Source organism: Serratia sp. NA_13, assembly GCF_052691735.1.
The window spans coordinates 45,135-71,522 of record NZ_JBQZFV010000007.1; the positions used below are offsets into that span (position 1 = coordinate 45,135).

At 54.4% G+C, this 26,388-nt stretch carries 18 protein-coding genes; 10 read left to right on the plus strand and 8 right to left on the minus strand.

Features of this window, described 5'->3' with window-relative positions:
• Positions 1-6 precede the first annotated feature (6 nt).
• From ACUTSU_RS12065 to ssuB, 4 genes are read left to right on the plus strand one after another with little or no spacing between them, the layout of a single operon-like run.
• Entirely contained in the window at positions 7-972 is a 966-nt protein-coding gene (locus ACUTSU_RS12065; RefSeq protein WP_445654219.1) for a sulfonate ABC transporter substrate-binding protein, read from the plus strand.
• Positions 973-988: 16 nt separating this feature from the next.
• Positions 989-2,137: an FMNH2-dependent alkanesulfonate monooxygenase gene (gene ssuD, locus ACUTSU_RS12070; protein ID WP_445650201.1), complete on the plus strand. Its 1,149-nt coding sequence runs from the start codon at positions 989-991 to the stop codon at positions 2,135-2,137.
• Positions 2,138-2,148: 11 nt separating this feature from the next.
• Positions 2,149-2,943 (plus strand): aliphatic sulfonate ABC transporter permease SsuC, encoded by a 795-nt coding sequence (gene ssuC, locus ACUTSU_RS12075; RefSeq protein WP_445650200.1) that lies wholly within the window; start codon positions 2,149-2,151, stop codon positions 2,941-2,943.
• Positions 2,940-3,713 (plus strand): aliphatic sulfonates ABC transporter ATP-binding protein, encoded by a 774-nt coding sequence (gene ssuB, locus ACUTSU_RS12080; RefSeq protein WP_445654220.1) that lies wholly within the window; start codon positions 2,940-2,942, stop codon positions 3,711-3,713. The genes ssuC and ssuB overlap by 4 nt, the downstream gene beginning before the upstream one ends.
• 214 nt (positions 3,714-3,927) lie before the next feature.
• On the opposite strand, the gene pepN is transcribed toward ssuB, so the two are convergent.
• On the minus strand, positions 3,928-6,543 hold the full coding sequence (gene pepN / locus ACUTSU_RS12085) for an aminopeptidase N (protein ID WP_445654221.1): 2,616 nt from the start codon (positions 6,541-6,543) through the stop codon (positions 3,928-3,930).
• A gap of 447 nt (positions 6,544-6,990) precedes the next feature.
• On the opposite strand from pepN, the gene ACUTSU_RS12090 reads away from it, so the two are divergent.
• From ACUTSU_RS12090 to ACUTSU_RS12110, 5 genes are all read left to right on the plus strand, one after another.
• Positions 6,991-8,691: a GGDEF domain-containing protein gene (locus tag ACUTSU_RS12090; RefSeq protein WP_445650197.1), complete on the plus strand. Its 1,701-nt coding sequence runs from the start codon at positions 6,991-6,993 to the stop codon at positions 8,689-8,691.
• Between the two features lie 254 nt (positions 8,692-8,945).
• Positions 8,946-10,151 (plus strand): nicotinate phosphoribosyltransferase, encoded by a 1,206-nt coding sequence (gene pncB / locus ACUTSU_RS12095; RefSeq protein WP_445650196.1) that lies wholly within the window; start codon positions 8,946-8,948, stop codon positions 10,149-10,151.
• Between the two features lie 223 nt (positions 10,152-10,374).
• Complete coding sequence (gene asnS / locus ACUTSU_RS12100; RefSeq protein WP_445654222.1) at positions 10,375-11,775, plus strand: asparagine--tRNA ligase; 1,401 nt, start codon at positions 10,375-10,377, stop codon at positions 11,773-11,775.
• A 302-nt stretch (positions 11,776-12,077) separates the two neighbouring features.
• Positions 12,078-13,169: a porin OmpC gene (gene ompC / locus ACUTSU_RS12105; RefSeq protein WP_445650194.1), complete on the plus strand. Its 1,092-nt coding sequence runs from the start codon at positions 12,078-12,080 to the stop codon at positions 13,167-13,169.
• A gap of 246 nt (positions 13,170-13,415) precedes the next feature.
• Positions 13,416-14,606 (plus strand): amino acid aminotransferase, encoded by a 1,191-nt coding sequence (locus ACUTSU_RS12110; protein ID WP_445650193.1) that lies wholly within the window; start codon positions 13,416-13,418, stop codon positions 14,604-14,606.
• An 84-nt stretch (positions 14,607-14,690) separates the two neighbouring features.
• Here the strand turns inward: ACUTSU_RS12110 and ACUTSU_RS12115 are convergent, their stop codons facing one another.
• The 7 genes from ACUTSU_RS12115 to cmoM all read right to left on the minus strand — a co-directional run bounded on the left by ACUTSU_RS12115 (position 14,691) and on the right by cmoM (position 25,460).
• Positions 14,691-15,338, minus strand: coding sequence for an MBL fold metallo-hydrolase (locus tag ACUTSU_RS12115; RefSeq protein ID WP_445650192.1), 648 nt, complete (start codon positions 15,336-15,338; stop codon positions 14,691-14,693).
• A gap of 66 nt (positions 15,339-15,404) precedes the next feature.
• Positions 15,405-15,953, minus strand: a complete 549-nt coding sequence (locus ACUTSU_RS12120; protein WP_112350332.1) for a YcbK family protein — start codon at positions 15,951-15,953, stop codon at positions 15,405-15,407.
• 181 nt (positions 15,954-16,134) lie between these two features.
• Entirely contained in the window at positions 16,135-17,976 is a 1,842-nt protein-coding gene (ldtD, locus tag ACUTSU_RS12125; protein ID WP_445650191.1) for a L,D-transpeptidase, read from the minus strand.
• Positions 17,977-18,201: 225 nt separating this feature from the next.
• A complete protein-coding gene (gene mukB, locus ACUTSU_RS12130) occupies positions 18,202-22,650 on the minus strand; it encodes a chromosome partition protein MukB (RefSeq protein ID WP_445650190.1) in 4,449 nt (1,482 codons plus the stop codon).
• Positions 22,647-23,375, minus strand: coding sequence for a chromosome partition protein MukE (gene mukE, locus ACUTSU_RS12135; RefSeq protein WP_153857307.1), 729 nt, complete (start codon positions 23,373-23,375; stop codon positions 22,647-22,649). Before mukE ends, mukB begins: the two co-directional genes overlap by 4 nt.
• Positions 23,356-24,678, minus strand: coding sequence for a chromosome partition protein MukF (mukF, locus tag ACUTSU_RS12140; RefSeq protein WP_012006150.1), 1,323 nt, complete (start codon positions 24,676-24,678; stop codon positions 23,356-23,358). Before mukF ends, mukE begins: the two co-directional genes overlap by 20 nt.
• Positions 24,675-25,460 carry a tRNA uridine 5-oxyacetic acid(34) methyltransferase CmoM gene (gene cmoM, locus ACUTSU_RS12145; protein WP_445654223.1) on the minus strand — a complete coding sequence of 262 codons (786 nt, stop codon included), beginning with the start codon at positions 25,458-25,460 and terminating at the stop codon, positions 24,675-24,677. Before cmoM ends, mukF begins: the two co-directional genes overlap by 4 nt.
• 151 nt (positions 25,461-25,611) lie before the next feature.
• Between cmoM and elyC the strand changes: the two genes are divergently transcribed.
• Complete coding sequence (elyC, locus tag ACUTSU_RS12150) at positions 25,612-26,385, plus strand: envelope biogenesis factor ElyC (protein WP_445650248.1); 774 nt, start codon at positions 25,612-25,614, stop codon at positions 26,383-26,385.
• Positions 26,386-26,388 lie beyond the last annotated feature (3 nt).

Genomic DNA, 26,388 nt, shown 5'->3' on the forward strand with positions numbered 1-26,388 from the left:
ATAAACATGAAACGACTTTCTTCACTGGGCCGTTGGCTTGGCACCAGCGCATTGGCGGGCATCATCTCGTTGGCATGGATCAATTCCGCCAGCGCACAGGATCCGGCGCAGTTTCGTATTGGCTACCAAAAAGGATCGGTCAGTTTGGTCCTGGCAAAAACCCACCGGCTGTTGGAACAGCGTTTTCCCAACACCAAAATCAGTTGGATCGAATTCCCCGCTGGCCCGCAGATGCTTGAAGCGCTGAACGTCGGCAGTATCGATCTGGGCAGTACCGGTGATATCCCGCCGATCTTCGCCCAGGCTGCCGGAGCAGACCTGCTGTATGTTGGCGTAGAGCCGCCAAAACCCAAGGCAGAAGTGATCTTGGTTCTGGAGAACAGCCCGATCAAAACCGTCGCAGAGCTAAAGGGCCACAAGGTGGCCTTCCAGAAAGGCTCCAGCTCACACAATTTGCTGCTGCGCTCATTGCAAAAAGCCGGGCTGAAGTTCACCGATATTCAGCCAGTCTATCTGACCCCGGCCGATGCCCGCGCCGCCTTCCAGCAGGGCAATGTCGATGCCTGGACGATTTGGGATCCCTACTACTCCGCGGCCTTGTTGCAGGGCGGCGTACGGGTACTGGGTGACGGTACCGACCTGAATCAAACCGGCTCCTTCTATCTGGCGGTGCGAACTTATACCGAGGCCAACGGGCCGTTTATTCAACAGGTGCTCGATACGCTGACCCAGGCCGATGCGCTGACCCTGAGCGATCGCGCACAAAGCATCACGCTGCTGGCTAATGCCATGGGCCTGCCGGAGAAAGTGATTTCGACCTATTTGGATCACCGTCCGCCCACCGCCATCAAACCGCTGGACGCACACACCATCACCGCTCAGCAGCAAACCGCCGATCTGTTTTATGCCAACCATCTGGTGCCGGTGAAAGTTGATATTTCGCAACGCATCTGGCACCCAAGCGCACAATAATTTAGGAGAACTGACGATGAGCCTGAACGTATTTTGGTTTTTACCCACCCACGGTGACGGTCACTATCTTGGCAGCACGGAAGGTGCCCGCTGCGTCGATTACGGCTATTTACAGCAAATTGCCCAAGCTGCCGATCGATTGGGTTTTGGTGGCGTACTGATCCCTACCGGCCGCTCATGTGAAGACTCCTGGCTAGTGGCCGCCTCGCTGATACCGGTAACCCAACGACTGAAATTTCTGGTCGCCCTGCGCCCTGGCATTATTTCGCCCACTCTGGCGGCTCGCCAGGCAGCGACGCTGGATCGTTTTTCCAACGGCCGGGCATTGTTTAATCTGGTCACCGGTGGCGATCCTGATGAATTGGCGGCGGAAGGCCTGCACCTGAATCACGAAGAACGCTACGAGGCCTCGGCGGAGTTCACCCATATCTGGCGCAAGGTGCTGGAAGGAGAAACCGTCGACTTTAACGGTAAACATATTCAGGTAAAGGGCGCAAAACTGCTGTACCCGCCAGTGCAACAACCGCGCCCACCGCTCTACTTTGGCGGTTCCTCCGCCGCGGCACAGGATCTTGCAGCCGATCAGGTTGAAATGTATCTCACCTGGGGCGAGCCGCCGGCGCAGGTAAAAGAAAAAATTGCCGAGGTACGTGCCAGGGCCGCAGCCAAAGGTCGCCAGGTGCGTTTCGGTATCCGCCTGCACGTCATCGTGCGCGAAACCACCGAGGAAGCTTGGCGAGCTGCCGACCGGCTGATTGCCAATCTGGATGAAAAGACCATCGCCGATGCCCAGCAGGCCTTCGCCCGGTTTGATTCCGTAGGGCAACAACGGATGGCGGCATTGCACGGCGGCAAAAAAGACAATCTGGAGATCAGTCCCAATCTGTGGGCTGGGGTAGGTTTGGTACGCGGCGGTGCCGGTACCGCGCTGGTTGGCGATGGCCCGACGGTGGCAGCGCGTATGCAGGAATACGCCGATTTGGGCATCGACACCTTTATATTGTCCGGCTACCCGCATCTGGAAGAAGCCTATCGCGTTGGCGAGCTGCTGTTTCCGCATCTTGATCTGGTGAAAACCCAGGCGCCCGCGTCACACCAACCGGCCAAAGCACAGGGCGAAGTGGTGGCCAATATTTATATTCCACAAAAAGCATCGCAAAGCTGAGGAGCCGCACTATGGCAAACGGCACACAACGAATCTTGCACCGCTTGGCCCCCTGGGCATTGCCGGTAGCGCTGGTGGCAGTCTGGCAAATATCCGTGGAAGCGGGCTGGCTGTCGAACCGCATTCTGCCGGCGCCGAGCGCCGTAGTGACCGCTTTCTGGACCCTGAGCAAGAGCGGCGAGCTGTGGCAACACCTGACCATCAGCAGTTGGCGCGCGTTGATCGGTTTTAGCATTGGCGGCAGCATCGGGCTGGCGCTGGGCTTTATCACCGGCCTGTCACGCTGGGGTGAACGCTTGCTGGACAGTTCCGTACAGATGATCCGCAACGTGCCGCATCTGGCATTAATCCCACTGGTGATCCTGTGGTTTGGCATTGATGAGTCCGCCAAGATTTTTCTGGTGGCGTTGGGCACCCTATTCCCTATCTATCTGAATACCTATCACGGGATCAAAAATATCGATCGAGGCCTGCTTGAAATGGCTCGCAGCTACGGCCTGAGCGGATTCCAGTTATTCGCCCAGGTGGTTTTACCGGGTGCCCTGCCCTCGATCATGGTCGGCGTGCGTTTTGCATTGGGCTTTATGTGGCTGACGCTGATCGTCGCCGAAACCATTTCCGCCAATTCGGGGATTGGCTACCTGGCGATGAATGCCCGTGAATTCCTGCAGACCGACGTGGTGGTGGTGGCCATTGTGTTGTACGCCCTGCTCGGCAAGCTGGCGGACCTCAGCGCCCAATTGCTGGAGCGCGTCTGGCTGCGCTGGCATCCGGCCTATCAACTCAAGCAAGGAGAAGCGCTATGACGACTCCCTCACGTATTCCTCAGGGGACCCCGGTCACGCTGGAATCCATTGCCAAGCAATACGGTAACCGCAGGGTACTCGACAATATCCAGTTACGAATCAGCGCCGGCCAGTTCGTCGCCGTGGTTGGCCGCAGTGGTTGCGGCAAAAGCACGCTGCTGCGTCTGATGGCCGGGCTGGAAAATGCCAGCAGCGGCGCGTTATTAACCGGCAATACACCGCTCGCCAGTGCCAGGGAAGATACTCGCCTGATGTTTCAGGATGCGCGCCTGCTGCCGTGGAAAAAGGTGATCAACAATGTCGGCCTCGGCCTGCGGAGGGATTGGCGAGCCGACGCATTACAAGCGCTGGAAACCGTTGGGCTGGCCGATCGCGCCAATGAATGGCCGGCAGCCTTGTCCGGCGGGCAAAAACAGCGGGTGGCGCTGGCTCGTGCACTGATCCACCGTCCACGCCTGTTGCTGCTGGATGAGCCCTTGGGCGCGCTGGACGCGTTAACGCGGATTGAAATGCAAGGCCTTATCGAAGGGCTATGGCAACAACATGGTTTTACCGTACTGCTGGTGACGCACGACGTCAGTGAAGCTATTGCGCTGGCGGATCGGGTGATTTTGATTGAGGAAGGGCGTATCGGGCTGGATTTGACCATTGACCTGCCGCGTCCACGCCGTAAGGGATCATCCAGGCTGGCGGAACTGGAGGCCAAAGTGCTGGATCGGGTGCTGTCACCACCGCCGCTGGCTGAAGCTTCGCGCCAGGTAGCTAATTAAACAAAGGACGGCATGCCGTCCAGTTGAACAAAGTTCTGAATAAGAATGTGCGGCGTTGTTTAAGTGGGCGTCCCCCTCTCCAGAGGGAGAGGGCCGGGGTGAGGGGCTTTAACGTTCCTGCTGCCTGTATCCCCTCACCCTAACCCTCTCCCAACGGAGAGGAAACAATTCACCTTAACTGACAAGCATTACAGAATGCTGTCCCTTCTTAGGTCTACGCATCGAGCGCTTTGGTGATCTTCTCGAACAGGTCGCCGGACAGATTCTCCAGCCCTTTCAGTTGTTCAAGCGCTTTGCGCATCAACGCCTGACGTGAAGCATCATAGCGTTTCAGGCGGATAAGCGGCTCAATCAGGCGTGCGGCAATTTGCGGATTGCGCTGGTTCAGATCGCTGAGGATCTCGGCCAGGAACTGATAACCACTGCCATCAGCTGCATGGAACGCCGCCGGGTTGGCGGAAGCGAAACCGCCAATCAACGAACGCGTACGGTTGGGATTGCTCAGGCTGAATGAACGGTGTTTCAGTAAGCTACGCACCTTGGTCAACACGTCCGCCGCCGGGCTGGTCGCCTGCAGCACGAACCATTTGTCCATCACCAAACCATCCTGGTGCCAGCGCTCATCGAATGCCGTTAACAGCGCATCGCGACAAGGCAACTGTGCAGCTACCGCCGCCGCCAGTGCCGCCAGTGAGTCGGTCATATTGTCTGCCTGACGATACTGCTCGGACACCAGTCGGTCGGCCAGGGCCTCGTCACCAAAGGCCAGATAACCCAGGCACACATTGCGCAGCGAACGTTTGGCGATGTCAGCGTGTTCCACCCGGTAACCGTCTGTTTTATTGGCGTTATAAACCGCCAGCCACTCGTCGGCCATTTCCTTCGCCAGGCAACGGACGATCGCTTCATGCACCGCAGCAATTGCTTCGGGATCGATGGTCGCGAACAGCTCGGCAATTTCACCTTCTGATGGCAACGTCAGAATTTGCGCGGCCAATGCCGGATCCAGCGTCTCGTCCAACAGCACGGCGCGGAACGCATCAGCAACGTGTAGTGGCAGCGACAACGGTTGTTTCTGCTGATGTTTGGCCACGTTCAGTTTGATGTAGGTGGCCAGCAGGCTCTGGGCCGCATCCCAGCGGGCAAATTCATTGCGCGCATGCTGCATCAGGAAAGTCAGTTGCTGATCGCTATACGGATAATCCAGTTTCACCGGCGCGGAGAACTCGCGCAGCAGGGACGGTACCGGCTTGTGCGCCACGCCGTCGAACACGAAAGTCTGCTCCGCCTCGGTCACGTTCAAGACGTTATTGACCGCAGAGCCGTCTTTCTGCAAAGCAATTACATTGCCTTGCGCGTCGTACAGTTCGATATCCAGCGGAATATGCAGTGGCAATTTCTGCGGCTGGTCGGCGGTCGGTTCGGTCTTCTGGCTGACGTGCAGGCGATACTGCTGGAGTTCGGCATCGTATTCATCGCGCACGGTGAGCAATGGCGTACCGGACTGGCTATACCAGCGGCGGAACAGCGACAAGTCAACGTTGGATGCATCCTCCATCGCCTGAACGAAATCATCGCAGGTGGCCGCGCTACCGTCATGACGCTCGAAATACAGCTGGATGCCTTTCTGGAACTGCTCTTCGCCCAGCAGCGTGTGCAGCATGCGGATCACTTCAGACCCTTTCTCATACACCGTCAGGGTGTAGAAGTTGTTCATTTCGATCACTTTGTCCGGACGAATAGCGTGCGCCATCGGGCTGGCGTCTTCAGCGAACTGCGCGCCGCGCATCACGCGCACGTTATCGATGCGGTTAACCGGACGTGAACCCAGATCAGAACTGAACTCCTGATCGCGGAACACCGTCAGCCCTTCTTTCAGGCTGAGCTGGAACCAGTCGCGGCAGGTCACACGGTTGCCGGTCCAGTTGTGGAAGTATTCGTGGCCAATCACCGCTTCAATATTCAGGTAATCTTTGTCGGTGGCGGTTTCGGCTTTTGCCAGCACGTATTTGGAGTTAAAAATATTTAACCCTTTATTCTCCATCGCTCCCATGTTGAAGAAGTCAACCGCGACGATCATATAAATATCGAGATCGTACTCAAGTCCGAAACGGGTTTCGTCCCATTTCATTGAGTTCTTCAGCGAGGTCATCGCCCAATCGGCGCGATCCAGGTTGCCACGGTCAACGAACAGTTCCAGCGCCACTTCACGCCCAGAGCGGGTAGTGAAGCTGTCGCGCAGCACGTCGAAGTCACCGGCCACCAGCGCAAATAGGTAACAAGGTTTTGGGAACGGATCTTGCCACTGCACCCAGTGGCGTCCGTCTTCCAGCTCACCCTGGCCTACGCGGTTACCGTTTGACAACAGGAACGGATAACGAGCCTTGTCAGCCACAATGCGGGTGCTAAAGCGGGCCAGCACGTCCGGGCGATCCAGATAATAGGTAATGTGGCGGAAACCTTCGGCCTCACATTGAGTACACAGCGCCTCACCGGACAGATACAACCCCTCCAGCGCGGTGTTTTTCGCCGGGTGAATATCATTGACGATGGTCATGGTAAATTGTGCTGGCAGTTGCATGATAACCAGTTTGTTATCCTGCAACTGATAGGCAGTCCATGGCTGGCCGTCGATCTCAATACTCACCAGCGTCAGATCTTCACCGTTCAGTACCAGTGCCGCGTCAGCTGCGCCCTGGCGTTTAATCTTGCTGACGGCGGTGACGCGAGTGGTCTCTGCGTCCAGCTCAAAATCCAGGTCAATGTCAGTAATGGTGTAATCTGGCGCGCGATAATCATGGCGATACTTCGCCTGTGGCTGTTGTGTCATAAAAACCCTTCGACGTCTCAGTGAGTTACAGGTGCCAGGCTTTCATCTTGGGGTTATTTCGCAGTGGGGAAAGAGCAGAAATTTTGATGAGCCTGATTGTAAATAAACTGTATCACAGCTACAAAAAAAACCCAGAGATGCCGGGCTACCAGAGCAGAGAAATCGGAGGTGGATCCTAATATTGTCGACGAATTGCCCACACGGTCAGCCTCCCTGACCTCAGACAGAATGAAAATCAGCATTTAATGCTAAAAAATATTCTTAGGGATTTACGCTTCACGGGCGTCAGTCGCTGGGTAAACAGCTCGACTTTCTCAGGGCCCACGGGCAAGCAACTCTTATTCAGCAGCACTTTGCTGGTCACAGCGCCCAGGCGGGTATAGCCAAGACAGCCTGGGAGCCGCAGTGATATAATTAACTAATCTGGCTCAAGGACGCGCGGTGCATATGAAAGTAAAATATCTGATCTATTTTTTTACCTTTGCCCTGATGTCCTCTTTCGCCCTGTTCATTTCCGATGAGCTGCTCGAGGCCAATACCGACTATCGCGACAATCAGCTTAACCTGTACAAAATTACCCGAGCCAAAGAGATTTCCGAAGCTTTTCAAGCCACTTTATTAGCGCACCGTTTAAAACGTCTGAGTCTGATAGATCCTGAAATTACGCCACAGCAGTGGCAGGACGCCGATCGATTGGCACGGGTGAAAATCGCCCGTTTTCGGCCGCATCTCGACAGTGCCATATCGCAACAGCTTGGCATTCGGCAAAAAATCGCCGCACTGTCCATGCTCAGCCTGATGGAACAGCTGTTGAATAACGACAACCTGCAGCTTTCTCATATAACCGACATCAATGCCAATTTGTTTAATATCAATAGCGCCTATTATATTTCTCAGGCCAGCAAGAGCTATTACCGTTATAGCTACGACAACCGCATGGTCGATGCCGATTCATTTTTATTTCTGGAGGCTGTGCGGTTAAATAACCGGCTGAATTTGTCCGTCACTGAGCTGGTCGATCAGGTTATCGACGTCAATACCAACCCACTGGAGCGTAAGGTCGCCTATCTGAAAGCCGTTCAGTTGACCGGAGTCTTGAGGGCGCTAAGCACCCGGCTGATATTTATGAAGCTGACCTATAATGATGTGCAGACCACCCTGTTGGTCAATGAGGCCCTCGAACATCTGTCGCCCCAGCAAATCAGCCGCATTACCACCGAGCTGTATACCGCTGTGGATACCCATACGGCTTATCCCACTGAATCTATCCGTCAGTATGTTAGAAACCTCAGTGAACTGTCCCAGCGGCTTTTCCAGCGTAGTTTTGAGCTGGAGGTTACCGCCTATCAGCATCAAATCTATGGCAGCCAAACCGCCATTTACGGCATGATTTCCCTAGCCGGTCTGATTGCACTGTTTATTTTTCTGCCGACGCTGGTTTATTGCTCCAATATCAGCCGCTGGTTAACGAAAACACATAATAATATTTTGCGGCTGTCGCGCGGTAATATGAACATCGATCGCAATGAGGTGTTCTACGGCCAGGAGTTAATGGCCATCAGCGATGCCATTAAACAGCTGAAACAGTATCAGATGGAAAAGGTGACGCTGGAGAATGAAAAACATTTGCTGATCAAAGAGCTGGAAGCTTCTTCATTTCTTGACCCTTTGACCAACATCTATAACCGGCGCAAATTTTTCCGCGAGTGCGAATCGCTGGCCGCCAGCAGCTATCCGCTGGCCTTTTGCCTGATTGATATCGATAACTTCAAAAATATCAATGACAGCTACGGCCACCATGTCGGCGATCTGGTGTTGGTGGCTTTTGGTAAACTGCTGCAGAGTACCTTCCGCTCCAGTGATATTTTCTGTCGCTATGGCGGTGAAGAATTCGCCGTGATCCTCAGGCATTGTACGTTGGAGAACGCACGCGAAGTGATGTCCAAGCTACGCGAGCGAACCCACCAATTAACCCTGACAATAGCCGACGGGCAAAATGTTCGTTTCACCACCAGCAGTGGCATTGCCCAGGTGAGAGACATCCGGCTGTTGCCAATGGCTATCAAACAAGCGGATGAAGCGCTCTATTTCAGCAAAAATAACGGCAAGGACCGGATCGGCATTCACACCCCGAGCGGTTTTATCTGATTTGTTGTTTAAAATAATTAACATTATAATTTTTATGACTAATTAGCCTAAGTCATTCACCTTACAGGCTTATCTGAGTTTTCAGCCGCCATCCTGATGGCAAGCCAAGATAAAGGCACGTTTAATCCTCGACCCGCTCCGATGAATTGTGGTGTGATGCAGCTTCAATAACAGGATAATCCGGGTATACTCCCCCCACTTTTTTTGATTATCCGGATTTGGACACGCGCCTGACGAGGATGCAGTAACGCGCTATGACTCAATACGCCTCCCCGATTTTGACATCTCTGCTTGATACTGATGCCTACAAGCTTCATATGCAGCAAGCAGTGTTTCATCGCTACCCCGCTATCAGCGTGGCGGCAGAATTCCGCTGCCGTGGTGATGAGCTGCTTGGCGAATATGCCGACGAAATTGGTGCGCAAATCGCACTGATGAGCCAATTGGCGCTGACAGACGCTGAGTTCGACTATCTCTCAGGGCTACCCTTCTTCCGTGAGGATTACCTGAACTGGCTGCGCGATTTCCGCTACGATCCGCAACAGGTCCAGATCGAAAACCTCCAGGGCAAGCTACATATTCGTATTGCCGGCCCGTGGCGCGAAGTGATCATGTGGGAGGTTCCGCTGCTGGCGGTGATCAGCGAAGTGGTACATCGCCACCGCTCACCGGAGGTCACGCCAGAGATGGCGGTAGCCCACCTGCGTAACAAACTCGCGCAGTTTAAAGCCGTGAGTAGCGATGTTGATATTTCGCGTTTCAAGCTGATGGACTTCGGCACTCGCCGCCGTTTTTCACAACCTGTACAGCACGCTATCGTCAGCACGCTGAAAAGCGAATTCCCCTATCTGGTAGGTACCAGCAATTACGATCTGGCGCACCAGCTTGGTCTTGCGCCAGTAGGTACCCAGGCCCATGAATGGTTCCAGGCGCATCAACAGATAAGCCCGGTGTTAGCCAACAGTCAGCGGGCAGCACTGCAAGCCTGGCTGGATGAATATCCCGATCAGCTCGGCATTGCCCTGACCGACTGCATCACCATGAATGCCTTCCTGCGTGACTTCGGCCCGCAGTTTGCCCAGCGCTATCAGGGCCTACGCCATGACTCGGGCGATCCGTTTGAATGGGGCGAAAAAGCCATCGCGCATTTCCAGAAGCTGGGGATTGATCCGATGAGCAAAACGCTGGTGTTCTCCGATAACCTGGATCTGGACAAGGCGCTGGCGCTTTATCGCCACTTTTACCAGCGCGTCAACCTGGTGTTCGGTATAGGCACGCGCCTGACCTGCGATATTCCCGGGGTTAAACCGCTGAATATCGTTATCAAACTGGTCGAATGCAAAGGCAAACCGGTGGCAAAACTCTCCGACAGCCCAGGTAAAACCATCTGTCAGGATCAGGCCTTTGTAAAAGCGTTACGCAAAGCCTTCGATCTGCCGCTGGTAAAAAAAGCGAGCTAGCCTCCTGCCCGATGAACGTTAAAAAGCCGGCTGACACCTCATGTCGGCTTTTTCTTCTTTATATAGTCCTTTCCGTTGCTCCCTTTTCACCCAGCCCCAAGAAATGTTGCGCCGATACGGCGATTTCTACTTGTGCTCTGCACCGTGCCAAGTAACATAGCAACATCCCCATATTCCTGGGTTATAAGCTATTTCTAAACCAAATTATTAAAGAGAGAAATCTATGAGCGTAGTGCCTGTAGTCGACGTACTGCAAGGCCGTGCTACGGTTGACAGTGAAGTCACCGTGCGCGGTTGGGTGCGTACCCGGAGAGATTCTAAAGCTGGTATCTCCTTCCTGGCCGTCTATGACGGTTCCTGCTTTGATCCGTTACAGGCCGTCGTTAATAATTCTCTGCCGAATTATCAGGATGAAGTGCTGCATCTGACCACCGGCTGTTCCATTGAAGTCACCGGCATTGTGGTAGCATCTCCGGGCGAAGGTCAGAGTTTCGAACTGCAGGCAACCGCGATTAAAGTGGTTGGCTGGGTTGACGATCCAGACACCTACCCGATGGCGGCCAAACGTCACAGCATCGAATACCTGCGCGAAGTGGCTCACCTGCGCCCACGCACCAACCTGATCGGTGCCGTTGCCCGCGTACGTCATACGCTGGCACAAGCCATTCACCGTTTCTATCACGAGAATGGCTTCTTCTGGGTTTCCACCCCGCTGATCACCGCCTCGGATACCGAAGGCGCCGGTGAAATGTTCCGCGTTTCAACCCTGGATCTGGAAAATCTGCCGCGAACCGATAAAGGTGCTGTCGATTTTAGCCAGGACTTTTTCGGTAAAGAAGCCTTCCTGACCGTTTCCGGCCAGTTGAACGGCGAAACTTATGCCTGTGCGCTGTCGAAAATTTACACTTTCGGCCCGACTTTCCGCGCCGAGAACTCCAACACCAGCCGCCACCTGGCGGAGTTTTGGATGATCGAACCGGAAGTGGCATTTGCCGATCTTGAAGACATCGCCGAGTTGGCGGAAAAAATGCTGAAGTATGTATTCCAGGCCGTATTGAACGAGCGCATGGATGACATGCAGTTCTTCGCCGAGCGCGTAGACAAAGATGCCATTGACCGCCTGCAACGTTTTGTTTCTTCCGATTTTGCTCAGGTTGATTACACCGAAGCGGTGGAAATCCTGATCGCTTCCGGCCAGACTTTCGAAAACCCGGTTTCCTGGGGGATCGACCTGTCTTCCGAACATGAGCGTTATCTGGCTGAGAAACACTTCAAAGCGCCGGTAGTCGTGAAAAACTACCCGAAAGACATCAAAGCTTTCTATATGCGTATGAACGATGACGGTAAAACCGTTGCCGCAATGGACGTTCTGGCTCCGGGCATTGGTGAAATCATCGGCGGTGCTCAGCGTGAAGAACGTCTGGACGTACTGGATCAGCGTCTGGAAGACATGGGGCTGAATAAAGAAGACTACTGGTGGTATCGCGATCTGCGTCGTTACGGCACCGTGCCTCATGCCGGTTTCGGTTTGGGCTTTGAGCGTTTAATCGCCTATGTAACCGGCGTGCAAAACGTGCGTGATGTCATTCCGTTCCCACGTACACCACGTAATGCAACCTTTTAATTAATCAGATAATACATTTCCCAATTAATTTAGTTACAAAACCAAGGCCAGCTTTGCTGGCCTTTCGCATTTATTTATATTGACCCACGTCACAAAGTTCCCTTAATATTACATTTAGTTACAAATACTTTCTTTTTGAAACCTCATTGGGACATTAGTAGCATTTTCGTTCTAGATTAACCCGGCTGTGAATGGAACACTGCGTGCAGACACAGGACGACACCAATCTATCAACAATAGTTCAAAAGAATTATTGGCGGCAGTGGCAAAGGTGTCCGAATAACACCAATGAGGGTAATATAATGATGAAGCGCAACATTCTTGCAGTGGTAATCCCGGCTCTGTTAGCGGCTGGTGCAGCAAACGCTGCTGAGATCTATAACAAAGACGGCAACAAGCTGGATCTGTACGGTAAAGTTGATGCACGCCATACTTTCTCTAAAAACGATGGCGACGATGGCGATCAGACCTACGTTCGCTTCGGCTTCAAAGGTGAAACTCAGATTGCCGACCAACTGACCGGTTACGGCCAGTGGGAATACAACGTTCAGGCTAACCACGCTGAATCTCAGGGCACCGAAGGCACCAAGACTCGTCTGGGCTTCGCTGGTCTGAAATTCGCTGACTACGGCTCCTTCGACTACGGTCGTAACTATGGCGTAATCTATGACGTTATGGCCTACACTGACCAACTGCCGGTGTTCGGTGACGATACTATGTATCAGAACAACGACAACTTTATGATTGGTCGTTCTAACGGTCTGGCTACCTACCGTAACAGCAACTTCTTCGGGCTGGTGGACGGCTTGAGCTTTGCCGTTCAATACCAGGGTAAGAATGAAAATGACAACCGTAGCCTGAAAGATCAGAACGGTGACGGTTGGGGTACATCTGTTGCCTATGACATCGGCGCAGGCGTTAGCGTTAGCGGCGCATACTTCTCTTCAAACCGTACTAAATACCAGAAAGCTGACGGCAACGGCGATAAAGCTGATGCATACGCCCTGGGTACCAAATACGATGCCAACAACGTTTACCTGGCAGCGTTCTACGGCGAATCTCGTAATACCACGCCATACGGTTCTGCTAATCAGATCGCTAACAAAACTCAAAACCTTGAATTGGTTGCCCAATACCAATTCGACTTCGGCCTGCGACCTTCCCTGGCTTACCTGCAGTCTAAAGGCAAGCAGCTGAAAGGCAACGGCGCATTCACCGGCGGCGATGCTGACCTGGTGAAATACATTGATGTAGCTACCTACTACTACTTCAACAAAAACATGTCCACCTACGTTGATTACAAAATCAACCTGCTGGACGAAAATGATTACACCCGCGCTAACGGTGTATCAACAGACAACGTTGTTGGTGTAGGCCTGGTTTACCAGTTCTAAGTTGTCGCGCTTAACGGCGGTTCACCGTCGGATAAGTTAAAAAAACAGGGCTTCGGCCCTGTTTTTGTTTGTGCGCCATCTGTGAATTTTTATCCTGCCGATTTGCCCTTCCCCGCCATTTTTTCTGCCTAACCTGCCCCCTTCACAAGATCGCGGTGTTTTTCTCGCAAACGGTTGGCAAAGGGCATCACTGGCGCTACCCTGATGCTTCTGTCTGCTTAACTCCGAGCCATGGAAACACCTGACATGTTTGAAAAAATCACTGCTGCACCTGCCGATCCTATCCTGGGTCTGACCGACATTTTCCGCGCTGACACCCGCCCTAACAAAATCAACCTGGGGATTGGCGTTTATAAAGATGAAACCGGTAAAACTCCGGTGCTGACCAGCGTTAAAAAAGCTGAGCAGTATCTCCTGGAAAATGAGACCACCAAAAACTATCTCGGCATTGAAGGTATTCCGGCGTTCGCCAACTGCACGCAAGAGCTGCTGTTCGGCAAACAAAGCCCAATCATTGCCGACAAGCGTGCGCGTACCGCACAAACGCCTGGTGGCACCGGCGGCCTGCGTGTAGCAGCTGACTTCATCGCCAACCAGACCAGCGCGAAACGCATCTGGATCAGCAACCCAAGCTGGCCGAACCACAACAACGTGTTTGGTGCGGTCGGTCTGGAAGTGTTGGAATACGCCTACTACGATGCAGCCAATCATGCGCTGGACTTCGATGGTCTGCTCCGCAGCCTTAAACAGGCTCAGACCGGCGATGTGGTGCTGTTCCACGGCTGCTGCCATAACCCAACCGGCATCGACCCAACGCCAGAGCAGTGGGCACAATTGGCCGAGCTGTCTGTGGCTAACGGCTGGTTGCCGCTGTTCGACTTCGCGTACCAGGGCTTTGCCAATGGTCTGGAAGAAGATGCCCAGGGCCTGCGCATTTTTGCCGCCAAACATCAGGAGCTGATCGTCGCCAGTTCTTACTCGAAGAACTTCGGTCTTTACAACGAACGCGTGGGTGCCTGCACCGTCGTTGCTGCTGACACAGAAACCGCCGACCGCGCCTTCAGCCAGGTGAAAGCCGCCATCCGCGCCAACTACTCTAACCCACCGTCACACGGTGCTGCCATTGTGGCAACCATCCTGGGCGACGATGCGTTACGTGCGCTGTGGGAGCAGGAGCTGACCGACATGCGTCAACGCATTCATCGTATGCGCCAGCTGTTCGTGAATACCCTGCAGGAGAAAGGCGCTGAGCAAGACTTCAGCTTTATCATCAATCAGAACGGCATGTTCTCGTTCAGCGGGCTGACCAAAGAACAGGTGCTGCGTCTGCGTGACGAGTTTGGCGTCTACGCCGTTAACTCCGGTCGCGTTAACGTTGCCGGCATGACACCGGACAATATGGCGCCGCTGTGCGAAGCCATCGTCGCCGTGCTGTAAAACCGTCGCATGACACATAGCAAAAGGGGCGCTCAAAGCGCCCCTTCGTTATTTCTACCAGGAGTTATTTCTGCCGGAAATAACTTACCAGATGGCCGGCTCTTCACGCAGGAACGGATTGGTTTCACGCTCTTGACCGAAGGTCGACATTGGCCCATGACCTGGAATAAACGCCATGTCATCACCCTGCGGCAATAGTTTGGTGCGGATCGAGTTAATCAACGCCTGGTGATCGCCTTGTGGGAAATCACTGCGCCCAACGCCACCGTTAAACAGCACGTCGCCCACCAGCGCCAATCGCGCCTGATCATTAATAAACACGATATGGCCAGGAGTATGGCCAGGGCAATGCAGCACCTTGAACGTCATCTCGCCCACCTGCACGCTATCCCCTTCTTCCAGCCACTGGGTTGGCGTCAGCGGTGCGCACTCTTCCAGCCCAAACATGCGGCTCTGCGCAGGCAGGCCGTCCAGCCAGAAAGCATCTCTCTTATCCGGGCCGAAGATCGGCACCTGGTAATGCTCAGCCAGCTCAGCGGCAGCGCCAACGTGATCGAGATGGCCATGAGTCAGCAGGATCTGCGTAACAGTTACGCCCTGTCTGGCTATTTCGGCCTTCAGTTTTTCAGGTTCACCGCCGGGATCGACCAACGCCGCCTGCTGAGTGCTCTCACACCAGATCAGGCTGCAGTTCTGACTAAAAGCGGTAACGGGAATAATGTGGTATTTCATAAGGCTCCAACGACAACGGCGCCATACCCTGCCGGGCTGACGCGACTCACTTATGGTGCACAGCGATTACCAGGTCCGCACCGGGCCGGTATCAATGTGTACGAAGTTGCTACGTGGGTAATATCCTACACCACCGGCGCTCATTTTTAACGCCGCTTTACGGATATTACTCAGTTGGATGCCTTCGATATGGAAGTCCATCGCCTGGCCTTTGGTGTGGTAACTGTGCTTGGCCACACCGCGGCTGCGTCCACGCAGCTCATTATTGGTGTCAAGGGAGCGATAACCTGAAACCAACTGCACCGGCTTGTTGGTGCCCAATAGACCTTGCAGACGATAGAGATGATCGAACAGACGAGGATCGATCGACTTGACCTTATTGGCTCGATAATCACGGAAGAGATGATTAAGGCGGACTAATTCGTCTTTATTATATCCCTTGCCGTCGAAGAATTCGGCTTTAAGCGATTCGCCCGTATGCATATTATTTACAACAAGAATACGCGGGCGCGAAGTAGAAAGGCTGGCAAAGGCTTGCCCTGGGAGCAGCGCTATGCCCACAGCGGCGCTACCTAACGCCAGCCATTTACGGCGATGATGATCAATTTTGTCCATGTTTCTGTTAAACCCGGCAAGAATATCAAAATATATGCACAAAACAGCGCACTGCCCGAACCATAACCGCCCACGCTGGCTGAGTCAACCCGTGATGTCCTGCGGTTTGCAGGCACTCACGCAATGAGTGCCTGCAACATGGCCCGATATTCTGACCGTTATTTATTTATAATTACTGCATTTATTGCATTAATTTTTCGGCCTGAGCCAAAATTTGTGCGCCCGATCTCACCGTTTCATCATAATTGTAAATATCTGTGCGGAATTGTGGTTTTCCATCATCAGAGACCCAAGCGGTTAAATAATACAATTTAACCGGGATATGCTGGCGAATATTTACGAAGGTGGTATTCCCCTGTTTCAGGGTGGAAGAAACACGGGTGTTGTTCCAGCCGGCATCCTGTAACAACATATTCGCCAAATCCGATGCCTTGTTGACCCGAACACAGCCGGAGCTTAAGGCACGAATGTCTTTCTGGAACAGATTATGGTTGGGTGTATCGTGCAGATAGATAGCGTCCGAACTCGGCATGTTGAATTTAAAACGCCCCAGTGAGTTGGTCGCTCCCGGAGCCTGGCGGATCCGATACGGGAAATTACGAGGCGAAATCATACTCCAGTCGATCATTGCCGGGTTAATCACCTCGGCATCGTTGCTCCAACCCGAAAGAACGGTATAGCCATGCTTCTGGAAGTAGCTGCCGTCACGCATCGCCTTCGGCACGATATCTTCACGCACCAGCGTAGTCGGTACGTTCCACGGCGGGTTCACCACCACATTATTCAATGCGCTGCTCATCAGCGGCGTCTTACGGCTCGGCCGCCCGACAATCACCCGCGAGGAAAGCACTTCATTGCCGTTCTGATAGTAGGTCAACGAGTAGTTGGGAATGTTAACCATAATACCGGTATCGACATGGCCGGGGAGTATCCGTAACCGCTGGATATTCAGTGCCAACAGCGAAGCGCGCATTTGCGGAGTCACATTAAGCCACTCACGAGTGCGCACGCCAATGATGCCGTCTGCACTCAGACCCTGCCATTTCTGGAAGCGCTTGACGCCCTCCACCAGATCGGGAGTATAGCGATTATCGGTAACGGTCACCGGGCTCTCTGACTGCTGCGAAAAAGGCGACTGCGGCGTTGGGACCAGCTCTTTCACTGGAGCTGCGGCCGGACTGACCACGGCACTCTGGCTTTCTCGACTTTTTTCTTCATCGACCGACAGGCCACCATCGTCAGGTTCATTACGCGAACCGGTCAATACCGCAGGGGGATCCTGCGCTTCCACCGGTACCGTAGAAGGCGTCAGCATGCCGTTACGCGCCAGGATCTCACGCAAAGCTGGGATACCATCGCTCAGTTGATCGGGACGCAGGCTTGGGCCATTAGCCATTTGCGGCCACGGACGACCATCGGCCAGCATATCCCGCAGGGCCTGATGCATCTTGGCGTATTGCGGATGCTGTGGCGCCAGCGTATTGACATAAGCCAGAGTTTTCCCCTGACGTACCGCCAACTGCCATTGGTTAATCACCGTATTGGGCGGCAGACCGAGTTTGTAGGGAATATTGCTGTAGAGCCAATTATTACCGTTGGCACCGATGGACGAAACGAACTGCAAATAGCCCAGCATCGCATCAGACAGCACCACATCGCGCGCCACATCGGTAATCGCCGGGTTGGTCAACAGCTTCACCCATTGGGTAAACTGCGGCTGTACGCCAGACATCGCCAACTCGGCCAGTTGCTGTTGAAATTGCTGAACCGCTTCGTGGTCCTGCCACATCAATTGCATCCGGTTCGCTGCATATAAAGGAGCCAGCGTCGAAAGATAATAGGGTGTGGCACCTTTCGGTAATGCCGCCATTATTTCCGAACGGCTTTGCGCCACTGACATGCCGGATGACGCTACCGGAAACGCAGGAACGGTTGCCCATACGGGTAAAGACGACGCAAGACCACATGCGATTGCGCAACTTAACGCCAGCCGCCGTACAGTGTTTCCATTTCTAAGCAACATCCATTGCCCCCTGTATGCTCACAAAAAATATAACCAAGACAACTTATTAGTTTCAGTATACGAACAGAAAAGCCATTTTGCCCTTTGAGTGCCTATGAATAACTGCTATTTCATTAGGCTACTCGGTTTTCAGCGCAGAAAAAAGCAGGACTATCATCCTCCCGCACAAAAAAATAGCCACCCCAGGGCGGCTATTTTCAGATTATTAGCGGGCTTTTTTTGCGTTTACGGCGTTTCTGCCGCAGTAACACCCAGAACCGGCGGCTCATTGGCAAAACCGCGCAGCCCTACTACGTGTACATGTTCATGATTCTGGAACACTTTACGCACCAGTTTATAAGTCGTGCCTTTTTCCGGGCTGATATTTTCCGGTGCTGCGATAATCAGCTGCATTTCCAGACGGTCGCACAGCTCGAACAGCGTGGCGATGGATTTGGCATCCAGTCGCGCCGCTTCATCGAGGAACAACAGTCGGCATGGAGAAATATCTTTACCACGCAGACGGCGTGACTCTTCTTCCCAGCTCTGCACCACCATCACCAGAATCGACATCCCGGTACCAATCGCTTCCCCGGTAGACAACGCGCCACTCTCGGCACGCAGCCAACCGTCCGAGCCGCGGAAGACTTCCACTTCCAGCTCCAGATAGTTGCGGTAATCCAGCAGCTCTTCGCCGATGGTCTGTGGCGTACGCTGTCCCATGTCAATCTGCGGATTCAGACGCTGATACAGCTTGGCCAAGGCTTCCGAGAAGGTCAGTCGGTTGCTGTTGAACAGGTCCTGATGCTGTTCCTGTTGCTCGGAAAGCACGTCCAGCAGCGTCGCATGCGCTTCACGCACGTTGACGTTCAATCGCACGCTCTTCACCTGCCCGAAGGAAACCGCCTGCAGGCCCTGGTTGAGCATGCGAATACGGTTCTGTTCACGCTGGATGGTTTTGCGAATGATGTTCGCTACGCTCTTGGAACTGATTGCCAGTTTCTGTTCACGCGCGGTCAACTCTTCGGTCAGGCGGCCCAGTTCGATCTCCATCTGTTCGATGGCTTCAACCGGATCGTCGGTACGGATGATATCCTGACGAATACGTTCGCGCAGATGCTGATAGACCGCAATATAGAACTGGATCTTGCGTTCCGGGCGCTTGGGATCTTCCGACAGGCGCAGCACATCGCGCAGGTGTTCGTTATCCGACACCGCCAGACGCAGCGCACCGAGCGCCTTATCCGACATTGAGCGCAGCTCGTCACCGTCCATATAGGCCAGTTCGCGGCGGTGCAGACGACGCTCAACCCCATTGTCTTTCACCAGGCGCATCACGGCGCACCAGCCTGCCTTGGCGGTAACCACCTGCTCACGCAGCTGATAATAATCGCGCTCAAGCTTGCGCAGTTTCTTCTGCAGACTGTCCATTTCCGCTTCGCAGAAGGTCAGCTGTTTTTCCAGTTGGTTACGGCGCGCACGGTTGGTGCTCAGGGCCGCATGCAATTCATCACGACGAGTGCGCGCACGGGCTTCGGCATTGGCATCCGCCTGCACACCGATGTCTACCAGTTCCTGGCTCAGCTCTTTGAGCATGTCGCGCTTGGCGTCATACGAGCTTTTCAGCGATGCCAACACCTGGCTGTACTGGGTGAACTGGGTCTGATACTGGCGTAGCTGCTCACGGGCACGGGTACGTTCCGCTTCCGCCTGTTCCAGACGTTGGCGCAGCTTGTCGTTCAGATCGTTATTGGCATTTTGCATGCCGGCAGAGTCGGTATAGCTGAAGTGTGCACGACGCTGCACCACTTCAATCAGGGCAAACGCCTGCTGCTTGGCCTGACGCTGCACGCTCTGCGCCTGAGTGTAATCCTGCTGCAACTGCTCATGCTGCTGCGGATCACTCTGCAGCACCGACAGCAGCGGCTCCAGCTTGGTCAGGGAAACGCCGTGCTGCTGAATATGACGCGCGGCATCCTGCGCCTCTTCCAGCTCTTCACGGATTTCTTCCACCCGATCCTGCAGGGTTTCATCGTTTAGTAATGAAACCAGCGGCGTCAGACGGTTCAGTGCAGAAATGCCCTCTTTCGCCTGCTCGTACTGCTGACGCTGCTGCTGGTTCTGCGCTTCATGGTTATTCAGCGCACGTTCGATTTCACCACGGCGGGTATTGAGGCCACGGATTTCGGCTTCCGGATCGGCGTCAAAGGCTACCGCCAGATGGTTACCGATAAAACGGCTGAAGGCCTGGTGCGAACGCTGGGTTTTCTGCACGTCGAACGACAGGGTGGCATAACGCTCTGCCAACTTTTCCCGCTCGGCATGCAATATTTCCAGGCGGTTCTCACGTGCGGCACGGCCAAACAACGGCACTGCCGGGTAACGTGAGTAACGCCACTGGCGTTCGGCAGTTTTAACCAACACCGCGCGGTCTTGTTCTTCGACGGCGAATACGCTGTCATCAAACGACTGCGGATCCCCTTCGATCAGATAGAGATCTTCCGGGCAGTCTTCCAACCCTTCCAGCATCTCGCGTACCAGCGACAGATCCGGCACCACGATGGCGTGGCGTGACGGACCGTACAAAGCGGAGAAGTAGGGTGCATCGTCGATGGTAACGTCGTCGTAGATTTCGGACAGCAACACACCGCCAAAACGTTCGGCCAGCGTGACCAGACGCTGATCTTCGGCACCACCTGGCTGGCTGAGACGTTCAATTTGCGCTTCAACAGCACGTTTACCGGCAGCCACTTCGTCACGCTCAACAGTAGTTTCACGTTCGCGCTCCAGCAGTTGCTGCATGTACTCCGTAACCTGCTGGCTGTTTTCAAGCGCTTCGCCGCTTTGCTCACCGAGCTGGCTCAGAGCATCCTGCGCCGCCAACCAGATAGGTGCGCGGGTAGTCAGTTCGCGGATGCGTTGCTGAATTTGCTCCAGTTCCTGGCGCATTTCCATCCTACGCTCACCGGCATCGCTAACGCCCTGCGACAGCGATTCCAGACGCTCTTCCAGTTCTTGTTGCAGGGCATCGAGTTCGTCCGGCTGATACTGCTGGCCATGGCGTTTGCAGAATTCCTGCAGCAGACGCTCGGCATCCTGCTGGGAGCGCAGACGCTGTTCCAGCTCGCTCAGGCGCATACGCAAGGGTTGCACGCGTTCGGCAAGGTGTTGCTGTGATGGCCAGTCGCGCAGCAATTCGCGCGCACACTGCCAGGCTTCGCTGCGGCTGACCTGGCCGGCGATTTTACCCACCAGCTGATAAGCCTGTTCAAACTGGCCGTGCGCGGCGTCGGCCACGCTCAGCTTTTGCTCGAGCATCAGCAGCGCTTCTGTCGCATCCTGCTCGCGCGCCTGGAAAGTATCCAGCCAGTGTTCGGCATTTTCGGCGGTCAGTTCCGGCAATTGGCACAACGCACGCGCACGTTCCAGTGCCTGCAATGCCTGTTGATACTGAATGGCACGGGTCTGCTGCACGTCGAGCGCCTGCTGATAGTCGGCGAGTTGGCTTTTCAGCTCATCCACTTCCAGTTCGGCGGCCTCGGCACGCGCTTCGTTTTCGGCCTGCTGTTCGCTGGCCTCCGCAACCACTTCATTTTGTTCTTCCAATCGGTAGGTCAGCTCTTCCAGATCGCCTTCATAACGCTCGATCTTTTCCTGCTGACGCATCGCCGTTTGTACCAAATTCAGGTGATCGCTGGCCGCCTGATAATCGGTTTCCAGATCGGATTCCGCACCACTCTGCTCCGCCAGCTCACGCGCCATTTCAACATGACGGAATTGCTCGGCGGCCAGCTGTTTGCGGCTGCCCAGCAGATCATTGCGCAGCACCAGTGCCCCGTCCAGATGAATGCGCCGCTCATTGGCATGACGCATGTAGTCCGCCGCCACGTAAGAAGTGGCCTCGGAAATCAAATGTTTGAACAGGTCACGGTCGGATTGGGTCACGCGGATCGCTTCCAGCGTCATGCGGTTTTCACGAAGCGCCGCTTCCATATCCTGGAATGCCTTGCGCACGCCGCTGTTTTCCGGCAAGAGGTAGTCGCGCAGTGAGCGGGTGATGGCGCTGGAAATACCGCCGTACAGCGAGGCTTCAATCAGACGATAGAACTTGCTGCGATCGGACGATGAACGCAGGCGTTTCGGGATCACGCCCAGATCGAACATTAATGAGTGGTAATCGGTGATGGAGTTAAACTGCTTAAACTGCACCCCTTCCATCTCTTCGACGCGATCTTTCAGTTCCTGCAGCGACAGTACGCGCGCCTGGCGCTCGCCCACCGTTTGGGTCAAAAGCTCCGTCGGCTGCATGGCCGTCGGTAGGCCCTGGATCACGAACGGCTTGATGTCGACCTTGCGGTCACGGCCGGCGACCTGCTGCAGACGAACACCCACGACTACACGCTGGTGGCGCGAGTTGAGCACATCAAGAGTCGAATAACATACACCGGCGCGCAGTTTACCGTGCAGGCCCTTGTCGCGAGAGCCACTGGTGGCACCGGCTTCAGTGGTGTTACGGAAGTGCAACAGCGTCAAATCGGGGATCAGCGCAGTGACGAAGGCCGCCATAGTGGTGGATTTCCCTGCCCCGTTACCGCCGGACAGCGTGGTCACCAACTCATCGAGATCAAAGGTGCGGGCAAAGAAGCCGTTCCAGTTAACCAACGTCAGCGAGCGAAATTTACCGCGTTCAATCATTCCTGTTCATCCTCTGCACTGTCCGGTGTGGTATCAAGCGACGCGTCTTCTGCATCGCTCTCATCATTCAGCAACAGGCTGTTTTCAACCGGCATTGCTTCGCCGTCGCGGATCATACGCAACTGCGCTTCACGCGGATCGTCACCGCTGCGCACATCGGCGCCAAAGCGGAACACCGCCTCGGTGATACGGAACTTGCTGCTGTCGTTGCCCATGAAATAGACCATGCCCAAACGACGCAGGCGGTTCAGTGAAGTACGTACTTTTTCATGCAGCTTCTGGCGATCGAGATCCGAGCCGGTAGAACGCTGGTTAACGAACTTCAGCAATTTGCTCTCGTCCGCCAGGCTCAGCAGTTCGTCGTACAATTCCTGATGGCTGAAAATACCCTCATGCGCCAGACGCTCCGGGCTGAGATACAGAAAGCACAGGATTTTCCCCACCATCATATCCAGCTCGGACAGTACCGAGCGCGGGATCAGCGTGGTAGAGCGTGGACGCAGGTAGAAGAATCCTTCCGGCGCGCGGATCAGCTCTACGCTGTAGCGGGTGTAGAATTCTTCCAGTTCATCCTGGAAATCCATTAAGAAAGCGTGGTTGTCCAGTTCATCGATACCGATGTGACGACCCGCACGCAGTTGGCTGTCCAGCGCTGGGAACAGCGCGTTAGACAATGCCTTGGCCAGCTTGACTGGCATTATTTGTTCAATATTTGTCGATGACATGGGCCTGGACCTTGGCTCCGTAATCATTGATTGCCTGCCACTGTGCCGGCAACCCTGAAAAATCTGCTTCAGCCACACCAAGGCGCACTGCCTGGTCGACCACTAAACGTGCCACGTCGAAATGACGAGCACGCGGATATTGCGCCAGATAATCGCGCATTACCGCCCCTAAATTGAGCGGCATCTGTTGTTCCTGATAAATCTTCAGTGCCTGTTCGATCATTGCCGCCAGTTGCTCACGGATTTCGCTGAACTCTTCGAACTCCAGATCCGGCGGCAGTTCCCCGGTCACTTCCTCGCTGCGCAACGCCAGTTCTTCGTCTCGCATATCCAGCAGACGGTCGGCATTGGCATGGGTCAGTGTCCATGGGTTGTCGAAATAGTTTTGCACCGACTGACGTAAACGCTGGGCGAACACCCGGTTCTTGTCCATGTCGATCGCGGTACGGATAAATTTATGCACATGGCGGTCGTAGCCAATCCACAGGTCAATCGCCTGCTGGCCCCAACTGATAATGCGGTCGAGCTTGCTTTGCAGGTCGAACACCAGTTTGTCAATAAAGCCCAGTTCCGCACCACCCAGCGTGGCATCCTGAATTCGCAACAGGTTGGCCTGCAGTTTATCGCCCGCCGCCTCCAGCGTATCCTGCAGTTCGCGCAGGGTACCCGAGGTTTCGGACAGCAGCATCTCACAGCTGGAGATCGCCGCACGCCAATCCTTGTTCAGCAGCGCTGCGATATCGTCCTTCACGCCCTGCTGTTGTTCATCCATGATCCGCTGAGTCAAATCGATACTGTCGAAGATTTCCGCCACCGAATATTTCAGCGGGGCAAACACGTTGCGGTGCCAGTGGAAATCATCACCGCCCTCATCGGCGGCGTCGGCCGCGCGTTTGAGCTCCTGCGCCACGATCGACAACTGCATCGATAAACGCAGCGTGGAGAATTCACGCTGACGGATATAGTAATCGGTAATGCCGATGCCCAGCGGCGTCAGACGGTAAATCGCGTTACCGTCCGCCAGTTCGCTGATAAAACGGTTTAACAGGCGCTGGCGCACCATGTCGTTAATCGCATTGTTGGCGCGCACGGCCACCGTTTCATGCGTCTGTTCGAAACCCTTGCTGACATGGCGAAATGCATCAACCAGCTCACCTTCGCTCATCTCACCGTCCAGCCGCTCGCCGTTCAAAGTGGCGATAGCAAGCAAAAACGCGAGACGCTCCGTAGGGAGCGAAATAGAGAAATCATTTTTCCGTGCCCAGGCGACCAGTTCGGGTACTGTCTGGGAAAATTCACTCATAGTTCGTCCTTCAGGTTTGGTTTATGCGCCATGACGTGAATATAGCGCCCCAAACTCACGTACGGCTCCTGCCGGCAATAGTGCTGTTCAAGCGCCAGTAACTCTTCAAATTTTTGTGTCTGTAACTGCCTGCTCTGCAGATAATCGTGGAACACCCGCACGCCGGTTTTCCCGCTGATGCGCATGCCCAACTGTTCCAGCCAGCCATACACTTGAGGCGGACTATGTGGATACTGCGGCGACAACGAACGCTTTCTGCGTCTTCTGACCTCTGGGTTAACCAGTTGGAAATTACCCAACACCACGTTACGCATCAAGAGGCCATTGGCGTTGAAGAACATCAATGACAGTGCGCCCCCCAGCAACAGGCAATTAAAGAGCGCCTGCAGCGCAGCCTCAGGTTCGGCGATCCATTCAAGCACCGCATGGAACAATATCAGATCAACCGGCTGTTCCAAGTGTTGACCAATATCCTGAGCTGAACTTTGTATGAATTGCATGTTCTGGCTCACACCTTTCTGCTCAGCCAGCAACGCGGCGCGTTGGATCATCTCACCAGAAAGATCGCACAACAACACCTGATGTCCTAATTGTGCCAATTGGCAGGCCATATGGCCTTCGCCACCGCCGGCATCCAGAATGCGCAGCGGCCGCTGCGGCAACTGGGCCAACAGCGTGGTCAGATCCTGCCAAACTACCGCCTGGCGGATTTTGCCTTTGGTGGTGCCGTAAATATTACGCGCAAACTTTTCAGCAATATCGTCAAAATTGCGATCCTGCATGGACAACGGCTCCGCTGATCTTATCCGGCTGGGGGCAAAGTACCAGCCCATTCAAACCTGCTATTTTGGCACAGACTGGCTTAGAATGAATCTTCTTGCGGCCCGATTGTGCCCGGATGTCGTTTTTTCGCCCAAAAGGACCTGATTTTTGATGCTGTTTAACCTGAAAAAATTCATTGGTGCCATTTTAATGCCGTTGCCCGCGTTGTTGCTACTGATGGGACTGGCGCTGTTGCTGCTGTGGTTCACCCGTTGGCAAAAAAGCGGTAAAGTCATTTTCACGCTGGGCTGGCTGTTTTTACTGCTTTTCAGCCTGCAGCCGGTGGCCGACAGATTACTGCGCCCGATAGAATCTGAGTATGTCACCTATCGTGGCAATGACCCGGTGAATTATATCGTGGTGCTGGGCGGCGGCTATACCTTTAATCCGGATTGGGCACCCAGTTCCAATCTGATCGGCAATAGCCTGCCACGAGTCACAGAAGGTGTGCGCTTATATCTCGCCCATCCAGGGACCAAAATGGTGTTCACCGGCGCCGGTAGTCCCCAAACCCAGAGTAACGCGGCAACTGCGGCGCAGGTGGCGGAAAGCCTGGGAGTCCCCCGCGCTGATATCGTTCTGTTGGATCGCCCGTTGGATACCGAGCAGGAGGCATTGCAGGTGTCGAAGCTGGTCGGTCAGCAGCCGTTTATTCTGGTGACTTCAGCCAACCATTTACCGCGGGCCATGCGCTTCTTTGAAGCCAAGGGGCTGCACCCGATCCCCGCGCCGGCCAATCAGTTGGCCATCAGTTCGCGATTGAATATCTGGGATCGGGTGATGCCGTCGGCGATGTTCCTCGGCCACAGCGAACGAGCCTGGTATGAAACGCTGGGCAGCCTGTGGCAACGGTTGAAAGGTTCCGATGAAGTTTCTGTCGACTAATCG